Source organism: Pseudarthrobacter sp. RHLT1-30-1 (assembly GCF_059383415.1).
This window is the reverse complement of the sequence record NZ_JBWZCG010000041.1, coordinates 13,921-27,364: the sequence shown is the minus strand read 5'-3', so window position 1 is coordinate 27,364 and position 13,444 is coordinate 13,921. Positions and strand designations below refer to the sequence as shown.

General features: G+C 67.8%; 16 protein-coding genes and 1 pseudogene. 6 read left to right on the top strand and 11 right to left on the bottom strand.

The features are described from left to right. A pseudogene (locus tag AC50YM_RS19480) lies at positions 1 to 306 on the bottom strand (hypothetical protein); the annotation flags it as partial. A gap of 231 nt (positions 307 to 537) precedes the next feature. On the opposite strand from AC50YM_RS19480, the gene AC50YM_RS19475 reads away from it, so the two are divergent. Then, positions 538 to 762: a DUF3188 domain-containing protein gene (locus tag AC50YM_RS19475; RefSeq protein ID WP_494896317.1), complete on the top strand. Its 225-nt coding sequence runs from the start codon at positions 538 to 540 to the stop codon at positions 760 to 762. A gap of 29 nt (positions 763 to 791) precedes the next feature. Here AC50YM_RS19475 and AC50YM_RS19470 read toward each other — a convergent pair whose 3' ends face one another. Beyond that, a complete protein-coding gene (locus tag AC50YM_RS19470; RefSeq protein ID WP_494958585.1) occupies positions 792 to 2,462 on the bottom strand; it encodes a SulP family inorganic anion transporter in 1,671 nt (556 codons plus the stop codon). Next, a complete protein-coding gene (locus AC50YM_RS19465; RefSeq protein ID WP_494896313.1) occupies positions 2,459 to 2,836 on the bottom strand; it encodes an ArsR/SmtB family transcription factor in 378 nt (125 codons plus the stop codon). The genes AC50YM_RS19470 and AC50YM_RS19465 overlap by 4 nt, the downstream gene beginning before the upstream one ends. A gap of 145 nt (positions 2,837 to 2,981) precedes the next feature. On the opposite strand from AC50YM_RS19465, the gene AC50YM_RS19460 reads away from it, so the two are divergent. The 4 genes from AC50YM_RS19460 to AC50YM_RS19445 all read left to right on the top strand — a co-directional run bounded on the left by AC50YM_RS19460 (position 2,982) and on the right by AC50YM_RS19445 (position 6,404). Then, positions 2,982 to 3,503, top strand: coding sequence for an FAS1-like dehydratase domain-containing protein (locus AC50YM_RS19460; protein WP_494958584.1), 522 nt, complete (start codon positions 2,982 to 2,984; stop codon positions 3,501 to 3,503). Positions 3,504 to 3,505: 2 nt separating this feature from the next. Continuing rightward, on the top strand, positions 3,506 to 3,943 hold the full coding sequence (locus AC50YM_RS19455) for a MaoC family dehydratase (RefSeq protein ID WP_494958583.1): 438 nt from the start codon (positions 3,506 to 3,508) through the stop codon (positions 3,941 to 3,943). Between the two features lie 16 nt (positions 3,944 to 3,959). After that, positions 3,960 to 5,249 (top strand): MFS transporter, encoded by a 1,290-nt coding sequence (locus AC50YM_RS19450; protein ID WP_494958582.1) that lies wholly within the window; start codon positions 3,960 to 3,962, stop codon positions 5,247 to 5,249. Positions 5,250 to 5,336: 87 nt separating this feature from the next. Next, positions 5,337 to 6,404, top strand: a complete 1,068-nt coding sequence (locus AC50YM_RS19445; RefSeq protein ID WP_494958581.1) for a UDP-N-acetylmuramate dehydrogenase — start codon at positions 5,337 to 5,339, stop codon at positions 6,402 to 6,404. Positions 6,405 to 6,502: 98 nt separating this feature from the next. On the opposite strand, the gene AC50YM_RS19440 is transcribed toward AC50YM_RS19445, so the two are convergent. Beyond that, a complete protein-coding gene (locus AC50YM_RS19440) occupies positions 6,503 to 6,982 on the bottom strand; it encodes a hypothetical protein (protein WP_494958580.1) in 480 nt (159 codons plus the stop codon). A 70-nt stretch (positions 6,983 to 7,052) separates the two neighbouring features. On the opposite strand from AC50YM_RS19440, the gene AC50YM_RS19435 reads away from it, so the two are divergent. Continuing rightward, a complete protein-coding gene (locus tag AC50YM_RS19435) occupies positions 7,053 to 8,165 on the top strand; it encodes a winged helix DNA-binding domain-containing protein (RefSeq protein ID WP_494958579.1) in 1,113 nt (370 codons plus the stop codon). 104 nt (positions 8,166 to 8,269) lie between these two features. On the opposite strand, the gene asd is transcribed toward AC50YM_RS19435, so the two are convergent. From asd to AC50YM_RS19400, 7 genes are all read right to left on the bottom strand, one after another. Next, on the bottom strand, positions 8,270 to 9,412 hold the full coding sequence (asd, locus tag AC50YM_RS19430; protein WP_494958578.1) for an aspartate-semialdehyde dehydrogenase: 1,143 nt from the start codon (positions 9,410 to 9,412) through the stop codon (positions 8,270 to 8,272). Between the two features lie 97 nt (positions 9,413 to 9,509). Further along, positions 9,510 to 9,911, bottom strand: a complete 402-nt coding sequence (locus tag AC50YM_RS19425; protein WP_494958577.1) for a hypothetical protein — start codon at positions 9,909 to 9,911, stop codon at positions 9,510 to 9,512. Beyond that, a complete protein-coding gene (locus tag AC50YM_RS19420; protein WP_494958576.1) occupies positions 9,904 to 10,554 on the bottom strand; it encodes a hypothetical protein in 651 nt (216 codons plus the stop codon). Before AC50YM_RS19420 ends, AC50YM_RS19425 begins: the two co-directional genes overlap by 8 nt. Before the next feature lie 9 nt (positions 10,555 to 10,563). Beyond that, positions 10,564 to 11,670 carry a WXG100 family type VII secretion target gene (locus tag AC50YM_RS19415; protein ID WP_494958575.1) on the bottom strand — a complete coding sequence of 369 codons (1,107 nt, stop codon included), beginning with the start codon at positions 11,668 to 11,670 and terminating at the stop codon, positions 10,564 to 10,566. Positions 11,671 to 11,829: 159 nt separating this feature from the next. Beyond that, entirely contained in the window at positions 11,830 to 12,048 is a 219-nt protein-coding gene (locus AC50YM_RS19410) for an NF038396 family protein (protein WP_494958574.1), read from the bottom strand. A gap of 3 nt (positions 12,049 to 12,051) precedes the next feature. Then, complete coding sequence (locus AC50YM_RS19405) at positions 12,052 to 12,639, bottom strand: dihydrofolate reductase (protein WP_494958573.1); 588 nt, start codon at positions 12,637 to 12,639, stop codon at positions 12,052 to 12,054. Further along, entirely contained in the window at positions 12,636 to 13,439 is an 804-nt protein-coding gene (locus AC50YM_RS19400) for a thymidylate synthase (protein WP_494958572.1), read from the bottom strand. Before AC50YM_RS19400 ends, AC50YM_RS19405 begins: the two co-directional genes overlap by 4 nt. Positions 13,440 to 13,444: the final 5 nt, after the last annotated feature.

Below are 13,444 nucleotides of genomic sequence, written 5' to 3'. Positions count from 1 at the left end.
CCGCAGCGACGCCGCCGGGGGCGCCAGCGCCTGCGTGTCCTTCACGATGTCCGCGGCCAGCTGCACCTTCAGCGCAGCCAGCGGGCCGTCCACCGCGACCACCAGGGCCAGAGCGTCCAGGGAACCATCCACCCGGTCCCGCATCGGATCATCCCGCAGCGGATCAGGGCCGCCAATGCCGGATGATCCAGCGCGGTCAGCGCCGGCCTCAGCAGCGAAGCCCGGGAAGGCAAACAGCGCCGCCGTCGCCGCCCCGACCGCCGCCAAAGCCTCCCTGCTCTCCACACTCAAGGCCGAGATATCCATGGACCAAGACTGTCAGTTACCTGCGACACTTTTCACGCACCAGGCTGCCGGGTGGCGCGGGCCTGTGGCGGACACTCTTCGACCATGGGAAATCGGGGCGGCAACCCCGGGGTCAACTCTTTCCGCGGCCAAAATCGAACAGCGCTACGGGTATGAAGGTCAGGTCCACAAAGGTTCCAGCGCCCCGCGGGCGGACCTGGCGCGGCGCCCCCGGCCCCGTAGACTGGCACGGTGCTGAAAGAATTCTGGGACTCCGCCTCAACCACCTACAAGGTGCTGGTTTTCAGCGCGATGGGCCTGCTCGCCGTCGGCATCGGCCTGAACCTGGTGGGGAACACCACCGGCAACCAGGGCCTGGCGGTCGCGTCGCTCGCGGTGATCGGCCTTGGCCTCGTCCTGCACATTGCCGGGATTGTGGTCCGCGGCCAGACGATCCGGAAGAACCTCCGGCGTTAGCCCAAAGAAGCCCTGGCCCGGAGGCACATTTAGCCGGCAGTTACCTCAGCGGCAGCGTTCCGCAGCACATGGCTGCGGGCGTGCTCCACAGCCTCGGGCAGCGACGTGAACAGGTGCTTGTGGTGCCGCAGCGAACGGATCACCCCGACGTTGGTCACCAGCTCAAGGTGTTGCGGCTGGACCCCCTTCAGCAGGACGGTCACGCCGCGCAGCTCCAGCGCCGAGATGACCTCGACCAGCGTGTGGGCCCCGGTCGCGTCGAGCATCCGCACCTGGGACAGCCGGATGATGGCCACCTGGATGTTCTTGACCTGGCTGATTTCCTGCAGAACGCGCTCCGCCGCCCCGAAGAACATGGCCCCGTCGAGCCGGAAGATGGCGATGTGCTCGTCCCCTTCAACGCGGGGCCCCGGAACCTCCTCGCGGTTCACTCCGCTGAGCGAGGCGAACTTCCGCAGCGTGAAGAGGGCCGCGGCGACCAGTCCGATCTCGATGGCCACGATCAGGTCGAAGGCCACGGTGATCAGGGCGGTCAGGATGAACACGAAGGCATCGGCCCGGGTGGAGTGCATAATGGCCTGCACCGTTCGCCGTGACACCATGCGGGTGGCCGTGACCATCAGGATCCCGGCCAGGACCGCGAGCGGGATCCTGCCGACCAGCCCGGCGGCCAGGTAGATGATGGCCAGCAGCACCAGCGCGTGAACGATCGCGGAGAGCCGGGTCTTGGCGCCGGAGCGGACGTTGACGGCGGTGCGGGCGATGGCACCGGTGGCCGGCATGCCGCCGAACAGCCCGGCAGCGACGGAGGCGAGTCCCTGCCCGGTGAGCTCCCGGTCCGGGCTGTAGGCGCCGGAGGGCCTCCCGTCCGGGCCAACCATGCCGGCCGCCACCCGGGCGGAAAGCAGCGACTCGATGGCCGCGAGCATCGCGATGGACACCGCGGGCATCAGCAGCCCGCCCAGCGCTGCTGGATCCAAAGCAGGCAGCGACGGTGCTGACAGGGAATGCGGCAGCTCGCCGATCCGCGGAATCTCCAGTCGAAGCAGTTCGGCGGCCACGGTGGCCAACAGGACCGCGATCAGGCTCGCGGGCAGAGCCTTGTTCAGCTTCGGCAGCAGAAGCATCACGGCCGCCACTCCCACCACGACGCCGAGCGTCTGAAGCACGGCGGGCGAGGTGGCCTGGGAGGCGCTTTCGACGGCGGCGAGCAGGGTGTTGTGGCCGGGTATGCCCACGGTGCCGGTGGCCATCGGGACCTGCTGGAGGAAGATGATCGCGGCGATGCCGAGAGTGAACCCCTCCACCACCGGCCACGGGATGAAGGCCACAGCCCGGCCGAGCCCGCTGATGCCCAGGAGGACCACCAGCAGCCCGGCCATCAGGGACACCAGCGCGATGCTGCCGGCGCCGTGGGCGGCGACAACCGGGGCCAGCACCACCACCATCGCGCCGGTCGGACCGGAGACCTGCACGTGCGAGCCGCCCATCACTGCGGCGACCAGTCCGGCCACGACGGCGGTGATGAGTCCCGCTTCGGCGCCGACGCCGGAACTCACCCCGAACGCCAGTGCCAGCGGCAGGGCCACGATCCCCACGGTGATGCCCGCGAGCAGATCCGTTTTCCAGGAGGAGCGGAGCCCGTCATAGTCACGGCGGGACGGCAGGAACCGGCTGAGATGCGCCCGGACGGCGCTCATGAATTGGAACCCTGCAGATGGTCGCTGGGCAGGTCGTGGGCGAGTTTAAGCTGTTCGTTGGAATCGGCCAGGCTGTCCAGGAGGAAGGTCCGTGCAATGGCGAGCAGTTCAGCGATCTTCGGATGGGCCAGCCGGTAGGTCACGGCGTTGGCAGAGCGGGAGGAAACCACCACCCCGTGCCGGCGCAGCGTGGCGAGGTGCTGGGACAGATGCGATGCTTCGAGGCCCGTCTCGGCCAGCAAGTAGCTGACAGGGGCCGAGTTGTCGGGCGCCGCGGACAGCAATTCGAGCACGCGGATCCGTGCCGGGTGGGCGAGGGCCTTGAACAGGTTCGCCTTGATCTCGTACAAGGGGGTTTGCGCTGCCGAAATCATCGCTGCCTGCGCTTTCTGGCCCGCGGACGCCGTAACGGGACAATGGATTGATGAAATGATGTTTTCATCATACCGCGTTCCGTCATTCTGGTCAGCCCGCTGTCATTGGCAACGGCCGCCGGAGGCCTGACGCTAGGCTGGAACCATGACTATTAACCCGGATCTGCAGGGGCGCAGTTACCCTGCCCAAGAGGTGTACGACGTCGGCCGCGAGAAGATCCGCGAGTTCGCCCGCGCCGTCAAGGCCACCCACCCGGCCCACTATGAGGTTGACGCCGCCCGGGCGCTGGGACACAGCGACCTCGTGGCGCCCCCGACCTTCGCCATCATCGTGGCGCAACGGGCCGACGCGCAGCTGATCGAGGACCCGGACTCCGGCATCGACTTCTCCCGGGTGGTTCACGCGGACCAGCGCTTCATCCACCACCGGCCCATCGTCGCGGGGGACCGGCTCGTGGCCGAACTGCACGTCGACGGCGTCCGCGCCATGGGCGGGGGTGCGATGATCACCACCCGCTCGGAAATCTTCGCCCTGCCCGACGCCGACGCCGACGCCGACGCAGGCGTTGGCGTGGCCTCCGACCGGGCCGGCGCGGCCGGCAACGACGCACGCGAGGCCGTCGCCACCGCCACCTCGTCCATTCTCGTCCGCGGAGAGGGACAGTAATCATGACACCCACATTTTCGGAACTCGCCGTCGGCCAGGACATCGGCAGCCGCAGCATCACCGTCACCCGCTCTGACCTCGTCAAGTACGCCGGTGCCTCCGGCGATTTCAACCCGATCCACTGGAACGAGGCCTTCGCCACCAGCGTGGGCCTGCCGGGCGTGATCGCGCACGGCATGTTCACCATGGGCTCAGCCGTGCAGTTGGTGACCGACTGGGCCGGCGACCCCGCCGCCGTCGTCGACTTCCAGACCCGCTTCACAAAACCGGTCCCGGTGTCCGACACCACGGGGACGGCCGAGGCCGGCGCCGTAATCGAGATCAGCGGCGCCATCGGAGCGCTCGACGCCGACAAGGGCACCGCCCGCGTGGACCTGACCGTCACCAGCGCCAGCCAGAAGGTGCTGGTCAAGGCGCAGGCCGTCGTCAGGCTGGGCTAGACCGCATGGCGATGCGGTGAACCTGCGCACCGGCCAGGCCGCGGAGGTCACGCACTGGCGTAACGCCGTCGTGACCGCCTACGCAGTCAGCGGCATCGCGTTCGCCACCTGGGTGTCCCGGCTGCCGGCCATTCGGGACGGGCTGGACCTCACGCCGGGGAATGTCGGGCTGCTGCTGCTTTGCATGACACTGGGCTCCTTCATTTCAGTCTCGGCGTCCGGTCTGATCGTGCTGCGGTTCGGCTCGAAGCAGACCATCCGGATCGGCAGCATCCTGGTCGGCGCCGGGCTGGTCTTCTCCGGTCTGGGCACATCGGTCCTGGTCAGTCCGCCCGTCGCGGCGGCGGGGCTGGCCGTGATCGGCCTCGGCACGGCCAGCTGGAACACCGCCTCCAACGTTGAGGGTGCCGCGGTGGAACGCGCCGTCCGCCGGCACATCATGCCCCGGCTGCATGGATCGTTCAGCCTCGGCACCGTCGCGGGCGCGGCGGCAGGAGCCTGGGCCGCCGGGGCCGGGATGCCCGTGTTCTGGCACTTCGCCGCCGTGGGGCTCCTCGTCGCCGGGTCCGTGGCCACCGCCGCGTCCTGGTTCCGGGCCGACATCACTCCGGCGGACGGCGGCCCGGCATTCAAGCCGGCCGGTCCCGACACCTTCGAGGATCCGTCCACCGGACCCATTCCGGTCCTACTGCCAGACACAGACACAGGCACGGAACGGCACGACGAGCCGCTGGACAACAAGCGGCAGATCGCGCTGGCCTGGCGTGACCGCCGGACGCTCCTGCTGGGCGTGCTCGTGCTGGGGCTGGCCCTCGCCGAGGGCGCGGCGGGGGACTGGGTAGCCCTGGCGCTGGCCGATGGCCACGGCCAGTCCGACGCCGCCGGTGCCGCCGGGTATGGGCTCTTCGTCACCTTTATGACCATTGGACGCTTCACCGGCACCGTGGTCCTGGACCGCTTCGGCCGCGTCCCGGTGATGCGCTGGTGCGCCGCCCTCGCCGTGCTGGGACTGGGCCTGTTCGTCTTCGCGCCGGTTCCGTGGTTGGCCTATGTGGCTCTGGCCATCTGGGGACTGGGCGCCTCGCTGGGCTTCCCGGTGGGCATGTCCGCCGCCGCCGACGACCCGGCCAAGGCCGCCGCCCGGGTCTCGGTGGTCTCCACGATCGGCTACGGGGCGTTCCTCTGCGGCCCGCCCCTGCTGGGCCTGCTGGCAGAGCACGTCGGTATCCTGCACTCCCTGCTGGCCGTGATGGTGATGCTCGTGGTCAGCTTCCTTCTTTCCCCGGTTGCCCGGAAACCCGGCTAGCGGCCACTGCCTAACCGAGCCCCGCCATTCCCGACTGGCGACCGACCCGCTTAACGGAGCCCCGCCATCCCCGGCTAGGCTGGTGGGGTGACCCAGACACTGCTTTCCGCCCTGACCACAGCCGCCGTTGGCGGCCCCGCCGGCCGCTTCATCGAGGCCCGCACGGAGGCCGAGATCATCGAGGCCGTCCGCTCAGCGGACTCGGCCGGTGAGCCCCTCCTGATCCTCGGCGGCGGCTCCAACCTGCTGGTGTCCGACGCCGGGTTCCCCGGCACCGTGCTGAAAATCGCCTCCGAAGGGTTCGAAGTCAACGCGGAGGACTCCTGCGGCGGCGTCGCCGTCGTGGTCCAGGCCGGCCACAACTGGGACGCCCTGGTCGAGCACGCGGTGCGGCACGCCTGGTCCGGGATCGAGGCGCTCTCCGGCATCCCGGGCGCCAGCGGCGCCACGCCGGTGCAGAATGTTGGCGCTTACGGCTCGGACGTCTCCCAGACCATCGCTACGGTGCGGACCTGGGACCGGGAAAACAATGCCGTGCGGACCTTCGCCAATTCCGAACTGAAGTTCGGCTACCGGGATTCGGTCCTCAAGCAGACCACCGTCAACGGCTCGCCCCGCTACGTGGTGCTTACGGTCGAATTCCAGCTGCCGCTGGGCCGGATGAGCGCCCCCATCCGCTATGCCGAACTCGCCCGCGTGCTGGGCGTCGAGGCCGGCAAGCGGGCCTATGCCAACGATGTCCGGCGCGAGGTGCTCCGGCTTCGGGCGTCCAAGGGCATGGTGTGGGACGCGGCGGACCGGGACACCTACTCGACCGGTTCCTTCTTCACCAACCCGATCGTGCCGGCAGAGGTGGCCGCCGGGCTGCCGGAGGGCGCGCCGCGCTACCCCGGCGGCGCGGACGGGCTGACGAAGCTCTCGGCGGCCTGGCTGATCGACCAGGCCGGCTACGGCAAGGGGTACGGGCTGGAACCGGACAGCGTTTCTGGTGGCCGGGCCTCGCTGTCCACCAAACACACGCTGGCCATCACCAACAGGGGAAACGCCAGCACCGCGGACCTGCTGGCGATCGCGCGTGAGGTGCGCCGCGGCGTCGTCGAACGCTTCGGAATTGAACTGCACCCGGAACCGCTGCTGATCGGCGTCGAACTTTAGGAAGCGGATTCTGCAGGGGCGGCAGGTTCTGTAGGTGCTGCGGCGTGCGGCTGCAGGCCCCGGTCAGGCAGCAGCCGGAGAGTCCCAGCCGGCTGCCTTCAGCCCCTGCCGCGGTGCGGCGCGACCCGGCTGAACAGTAGGAAGGTGAAGCCGGACGCGGCGGCGCCCAGGAGGAAGACCTCGCAAAACGCCACGGACTGGTTGCTGGGGCCTCCGCGGAGCCAAAGACCCGCGAAGGCAAACACGGCCGCCCCGGCCAGCAGCGCCAGCGAGCCAAGCAGCAGGCTCTGCACGGTGTCCGGGAGATCCCCGGGTTGCCGGGCGTCCGGGTGATCACCGTCGTCCCGTGCGGGGGTGCGTGGTTGCACCACGGCGGCCGTGACGAAACTGGCCACCACCACGGCCATCGATACCGCGGCCACGAACTGCAACGAACTCATCATGGGGGAGAGCCGCGTTCCGCTGGCAATCGCAATGGCGAGTCCCGCGGCCATGCCGACGGCGCTGGAAGCCCAGCCGAGCACGGCCAGCCTCCTGCTCAGGGGCCGCAGCAGCGGCCACATCTCGCTCATGGTCATCCATCAAGGGTAAAGAGTCCGGCTGGAAGGTGGCTGGGAACCACCCGCCCGGCGTCCTAGCATTGGAGGCATGACAGGAACGCCTCGTGCCCGGCTGAGCCGGGCGGTGCTGGGCCGGCTGCGGCTGGCCGCGCAGGGCCTGGCCGGAACCGGATTCGGCGACGCCGCGGCCGCCGTACGCTGGATGACGGCCATGCAGGCGCAGGACCTCGGCGCCGCCCTCTGGGCCGTCGGCCAGCGGGTTCCGGGCTCCCGCGTCGGGGATGTCCGGAGCGCCCTGGACCGGGGCGAGATCGTCCGCTCCTGGCCGATGCGGGGCACGCTGCACCTGGTGGCCCCCGAGGACCTGAAATGGATGCTGGCAATCACCGCAGACCGGCTGATCCGGGGCATGGCCGGGCGCCACCGCGAGCTGGGAATCTCCGCCGCGGATGTCGACGCCGCTGCCGGAACGGCGTTGCAGCTGGTCTCCGGCGGGGCAGCCGCCAGCCGGGCAGAGCTGTTCCAGGCCTTCGAACGGGCCGGTCAGTCCACGGCCGGGCAGCGCGGTATCCACCTGCTCGGGGTCCTCTGCCAGCGGGGCCTGCTGGTGCAGGGCCCGCTGGCCGGCAACCAGCAGGTGGTGCTGGCCTTCGACGACTGGATTACCTCATCGCGCAGCCTGGACCGTGCCGAGGGCATCGCCGAGTGGCTGCTGCGCTACCTGCGCAGCCACGGGCCGGCCACGGAGCGTGACTTCTCCTGGTGGTCCGGCATTCCCCTGACCGAGGTCCGCGCCGCCCTGGCCACGGTGAAGGACCAGCTGGCGGAGATCACGTTTGAGGGGACCAGCTACTGGCTGTCCGCGGAGACGGCCGCGCTGCTCGACACCGGCGTCCCCGCCGGGCGCCTGGTGCTGGCGCTGCCCGGATTCGATGAGTTCCTGCTGGGCTACAAGGACCGCTCGCTTGTGCTGCCGCCGGAGCATGCGGACAGGATCGTGCCGGGCGGCAATGGCGTCTTCCGGAAAACGATCGTCGCGGGCGGCCAGGTGGTCGGCACCTGGGAGGCAGCCCGAGGCGGCGGCGCCGGCGCTGCTGCCGCCGTCCCTGAGCCCTTCGACGGCGTTAACGGACTGCGGCCTGCCGCCCAAAGATCCTTTGAGCTGCAGGCCGCGAAGTACCGCAGATTCCTCGGCCGTTGAACCGGCGCACCTGAACCGGTGCGGTGGCGTCCGGCGCACCTGAACCGGTGCGCTGGGGTTCGGTGTGGATGCGGCGTCGGCCCGGCTTGGGTTCTGTTTTGTCGCTACAGGTTGCCGGTCGCGATTCTGAGCATGCGGCGCAGCGGCTCGGCCGCACCCCACAGGAGCTGGTCGCCGACAGTGAACGCGCTGATGTACTCCGGGCCCATCTCCAGCTTGCGGATCCGGCCCACCGGGATGTCCAGGGTGCCGGACGCCGCCACGGGGGTGAGTTCGGCCATGGACGCGTCCTTGGTGTTGGGCACCACCTTGGCCCACTCGTTGTCCGAGGCCAGGAGCTTCTCGATCTCGGCGACGGAAAGATCCTCGCGGAGCTTGAGCGTGAGCGCCTGGGAGTGCGAACGCATGGCGCCGATCCGGACGCAGAGCCCGTCCATGATGATGTGCTCAGCGCCGGAGGTGCCGAGGATCTTGTTGGTCTCCACGCCGGCCTTCCACTCCTCCTTGGACTGGCCGTTGCCGAGGTCCGCGTCGATCCACGGGATCAGCGATCCGGCCAGCGGGACGCCGAACTGGGTGACGTCGATGCCGTCGCGCTGGTGGGCCAGAACCTTGCGGTCGATCTCCAGGATGGCCGACGCCGGGTCGTCCAGTTCCGTGCTGACCTGGGCGTTGAGCGTGCCGAACTGGCTGAGCAGTTCGCGCATGTGCCGGGCGCCGCCGCCGGAGGCGGCCTGGTAAGTCATCGCGGTGCCCCACTCGACGAGGCCATTCTTGAACAGCCCGCCGAGGCCCATGAGCATGCACGAGACGGTGCAGTTGCCGCCGATGAAGTCCTTCACGCCGCCGGAGAGCCCGGCATCGATGACATCGCGGTTGATCGGGTCCAGCACAATGATCGAGTCGTCGTTCATCCGCAGGGTGGACGCGGCGTCGATCCAGAGACCGTCCCAGCCGCGGCTGCGCAGTTCGCCGTGGACCTTTTTTGTGTAGTCCCCGCCCTGGGCGGTGACGATAATGGGCAGCTTCGCCAGGGCGTCGACGTCGAACGCGTCCTCGAGCTTGCCCGCGTCGCCGCCGGCAGGACCAGCGACCGCGGGCGCCGCACCCCCCGCGTTCGAGGTGGAGAAAAATACCGGGTTGATGTTGGCGAAGTCGCCCTCATCCTGCATGCGCTGCATCAGGACGGAGCCGACCATGCCACGCCAACCGACCAGTCCAACGGACGGAGTAGCTGCTGTAGTCATGGGCCCAGTTTAGACTTTGTTGGCAGAGGGGCGCAGCCGGTTACGTCACCGCGCTCTGAAACAGGCACGGACGGCGAAAGGCGTCGGGCACCTGGGACTACTCAACGGGCCGGGGGAGGTTGCGGGCCTTGCGCAGCTTTTCGGCCTTGTGCTCGGAGAAATAGCTGGACCAGCCGGCGATCAGCGGATACAGGATCACCAGATACATCCACCAGATCCTGCCCAGAATCTCCCATTGGTCGGTAATGGCGATTTGTACCAGCCCATAAAGCATCCCCCCGAACGCGATGGTGATCAGGACGGCGAGGAAGAGCAGACCGCCCGAGCTGTTCACGGGTTTGATGACGCCCAGGCCGTCGTCCTTGCGGACGCCGTACTCCTCGGCGGTGTAAGCGACAAGTTCGCCGTTCTCGGCACGGCGGTGGAGCTGGCCGTCGGCTGCCGGCCGGGACTCTACATAGCCGGGGTCCTGGGGCACGTCCCGGCTGCGCCTAGCCACGGGACTCCTCGATGGCCCGCAGCAGGGCGGCATCGTCCAGGCCTTCGGTTTCAGCGACTTCGTCAGTGTCGAAATTTGGGATGCCGGTGGCCCAGGAGTCCTTGTCTTCGCTACGGATCAGCAGATGCTTCTCGGCGTCGAGGGTCTTGAACACGAGATAGGCGGAGCCGCCGGGATTCTCCTCGACGTGATGGCGGACCACACGGAGGGTTGCCTCGGCCGAGCTGATCGCAGGATCCTGGGCGAATACGAACCAGGTTCCCAACAGCCGGGGCTGCAGCATCAGGGCGACACCGGGCGCTTCGACCAGCACCACGTTGTCCATGCTGTCTTTAGTCAGCAGGGAAAACTCGGTCCAGTGTGAGGCCTGCCCAAAGGCCGTGGCGACGGCGGCAGCCACGCCCTTCACCCCCGGGTCGCCGTCGTCGTCGACGGTCGCCAGATCCCGTGCCATCAGCGACGACGCGCCGGCCGTGGATAGCGTGACATCGTCCACCAGGTCCTCGGCGCGGAAGACGCTGACCGAACGGTCACGCGCCGGGCCCTCGAACACGTTGAGCAGGTAGGCAAATTCGCCGACCCCGAAGCCGATAACGTCGACTCCAAGCCGTGGCTCCCGCTGGGTCTCGTCCTGGACAGTCATGTGAGTCTCCTAATTCCCGAAGCCAAGGAAATTGGCCACGGACTTTCCGGCATCTTTGATGTTATCCGCGGCATCGTTGACGAACTTGCCCGGATCCTTGACCGCGCTGACGATTCCTTCGCCAACGTTCTTGCCCACGGCGCTGATCGTGTCCCAGTTTTCGTAGACGGCGATACCCACACTGGCGACCTGGCAGACGGTTCCCGCCGGCGGCGGCAGGAAGCAGCCGACGCCGAGACCGGCCTTGAGCGCACTGCCAACACCGGCCTCGATGTCCCCCTTCGCAAAGCTTTGCACCGAGTCCACTGAGTTGAAAACCACCCCGGCCCAGCCTAGCCCGCGCGCGAGCCCGGATTTGCCGAGCCACTCAGCCTTGGAGCCGGCCCCAAGCCAGGCTTTTTCCTCCAGGAGCGGCTTTAACTTGGCGAGCGGACCAATGTACTTGGCGAGCGGATCAGTATAGTTGTTGAGGTTTTTCAGTGAGGCAATGTCGGAGGCTTTGTCGATCAGCTTGAGGACGGGGTTCTTCGTTGACGTCTTCAGCAGAGCCTCAAGGGCCTTGTTTCCCATGGTCGTCTGCACCAGATGCCGGCCGTCGAAGACCGGTCCGCCCAGGCGGTGGCGGCCCTTGGTCAACATTGTCTTGACGAAGTCGGTGGGCTGTTTCTTGAGGACCCAGCCGTACTGTCCCAGGTGCTTGGCCAGGGTGAGCGGCGCTTTGATGTTTTTCTGGATGTCCATCGCCGCCCGGATTCCGCCGACGGCGGCCGCTCCGCCGAGGAGCGCCCAGTTGCCGCCGGAACCGCCGGGGCTGAGGAGCGGCTCGCCGCCTGCCCCGGCGCCGGTGTTGCTGGCCTTCTCCTGCTGGTCGGCGTGGGTCATCAGCCGCTTGGACTCTGCTTTGAGGGCCAGCGCTGTCTTCTGGATCAGGGCTCGGTGGCTGCTGTTCCATTCCGACGTGAACCGGGCTCCGTCGGCACCCTTCCACACTGTGTTCCCGTTGATGGCCGACGTCAGCGTTGTCGACTGTTGCTGGAGCGTCTCGGACGTCTTGCCGAACTGCTGCGCCAATGTGCGCAACTGGGCGACGTCGGCGCCCCATAAGTTTCCTGCCATCCCGGCATCCCCCTTTGACCTGCATCAGCCTAACCGGCTGCGACCGGGACACGGTGCATTCCGGTGTGAGTATCTATCCGGCCCCAACGTAGCCGGAACCGGGGCAACCGGCGATGGGGTGATGTCCCCATCCGGCTTCAGCCGAGGGCAGCAGGGACGTTATTCGCCGCGGGTTTCCGTGAGAAGCGCGTGTTTCCGCCTCCGCAGGGCAAAGAACGCCCCGAGAGCGAAGGCCTGGGTGATGACCACGAGCACGATGGCGCCGACGATCTTGTTGCCGCCCAGGATCATGGTCAGCCCCACGATCGCAGAGAGCAGCGCCAGGAGTGGCAGCAGCATGTAGCCAAGGACAAAGAGGGTTTCGGGTTTCTTCAGCATTTCTTAGTGCTCCGTCCGGCGCCACACGGTGATGCGGTAGCGGGTGCCGTTGTCGGCGGTCTCCCAGCCGTCGGCCGGCAGGCTCGCGCCCATGGTCCAGTCGTAGCCGAGGTCCGGGGCGAACGTGTCACCCTCCGTCGTGGCGTCGATTGTGGTGACCACTGCGACGTTTGCGAGGTCCATGGACTGGGCGTAGATGTTACCGCCGCCGATGATCCAGACCATGTCGTTGCCCGGCGCAAACTGGGACTCCAGGAGTGCTTCGTCCAGGGACTTGACCGCGAGGGCGCCTTCAGCCGCCGGCGTGCCGCCCCACTCCTCCTGGCGGGTGATGACAATGTTCGTCCTGCCGGGCAGGGGGCGGTATTTGTCCGGAAAGGATTCCCAGGTCTTGCGGCCCATGATCACCGGGTGGCCGGTGGTGAGCCGGGTGAAGTGCTGCATGTCCTCGGGCAGGCGCCATGGCATGCCGCCGTCCTTGCCGATGACGCCGGTGCTGGTCTGGACCCAGACGACGCCGAGCCCGGTGAGGGCGTCCAGGGTGCCGGTGAAGTCGGCGGGCTGTGCGCCCGGGGTGGTGTCGTTGCTCATACGGCTATCGGGGCCTTAATCGTCGGGTGGTGCTGGTATCCGACCACTTCGAAGTCATCGAGGGTGTAGTCGAAGATGGAGACCGGCTTGCGGGTGATCTTGAGCTGCGGGTAGTCGTAGGGGTCCCGGGCGAGCTGCTTGAGGACCTGGTCCATGTGGTTGTCGTAGATGTGGACGTCACCTCCGGTCCAGACGAATTCGCCGGGTTCCAGGCCGGTCTGCTGGGCGATCATGCAGGTCAGCAGGGCGTAGGAGGCGATGTTGAACGGCACGCCCAGGAAGGTGTCCGCGGAGCGCTGGTAGAGCTGGCAGGAGAGCTTGCCGTCGGCCACGTAGAACTGGAAGAAAGCGTGGCACGGCGGGAGGGCCATGTCCTTGAGTTCGGCGACGTTCCAGGCCGAGATGATGTGTCGGCGGGAATCCGGGTTGGTCTTGAGGTTCTCGATGAGTTCGGCGATCTGGTCGATGTGGCCGCCGTCGGGGGTCGGCCAGGAGCGCCACTGGACGCCGTAGACCGGACCGAGTTCGCCGTCGGCGTCGGCCCATTCGTTCCAGATGGTGACACCCTGGTCCTGCATCCACTTCACGTTCGAGTCGCCGCGGAGGAACCAGAGCAGCTCCACGGCGACGGACTTGAAATGCACGCGCTTGGTGGTGATCAGCGGGAAGCTCTTGCCCAGGTCGAAACGTAACTGGCGGCCGAACACACTGAGCGTTCCGGTCCCGGTGCGGTCCGATTTGTGCGTGCCGTGCGCCAGGACGTCTCGCAACAGGTCTTCATAGGGCGTTGGAATGCTCACCGTCC

What these genes read in the sequence shown, in the direction of transcription:
- AC50YM_RS19470 (WP_494958585.1), bottom strand. Translation starts at nt 2,462, where the DNA reads ATGAGCGCCGTCCGGGCGCATCTCAGCCGGTTCCTGCCGTCCCGCCGT.
- AC50YM_RS19465 (WP_494896313.1), bottom strand. Translation starts at nt 2,836, where the DNA reads ATGATTTCGGCAGCGCAAACCCCCTTGTACGAGATCAAGGCGAACCTG.
- AC50YM_RS19460 (WP_494958584.1), top strand. Translation starts at nt 2,982, where the DNA reads ATGACTATTAACCCGGATCTGCAGGGGCGCAGTTACCCTGCCCAAGAG.
- AC50YM_RS19455 (WP_494958583.1), top strand. Translation starts at nt 3,506, where the DNA reads ATGACACCCACATTTTCGGAACTCGCCGTCGGCCAGGACATCGGCAGC.
- AC50YM_RS19440 (WP_494958580.1), bottom strand. Translation starts at nt 6,982, where the DNA reads ATGACCATGAGCGAGATGTGGCCGCTGCTGCGGCCCCTGAGCAGGAGG.
- AC50YM_RS19435 (WP_494958579.1), top strand. Translation starts at nt 7,053, where the DNA reads ATGACAGGAACGCCTCGTGCCCGGCTGAGCCGGGCGGTGCTGGGCCGG.
- asd (WP_494958578.1), bottom strand. Translation starts at nt 9,412, where the DNA reads ATGACTACAGCAGCTACTCCGTCCGTTGGACTGGTCGGTTGGCGTGGC.
- AC50YM_RS19420 (WP_494958576.1), bottom strand. Translation starts at nt 10,554, where the DNA reads ATGACTGTCCAGGACGAGACCCAGCGGGAGCCACGGCTTGGAGTCGAC.
- AC50YM_RS19415 (WP_494958575.1), bottom strand. Translation starts at nt 11,670, where the DNA reads ATGGCAGGAAACTTATGGGGCGCCGACGTCGCCCAGTTGCGCACATTG.
- AC50YM_RS19410 (WP_494958574.1), bottom strand. Translation starts at nt 12,048, where the DNA reads ATGCTGAAGAAACCCGAAACCCTCTTTGTCCTTGGCTACATGCTGCTG.
- AC50YM_RS19405 (WP_494958573.1), bottom strand. Translation starts at nt 12,639, where the DNA reads ATGAGCAACGACACCACCCCGGGCGCACAGCCCGCCGACTTCACCGGC.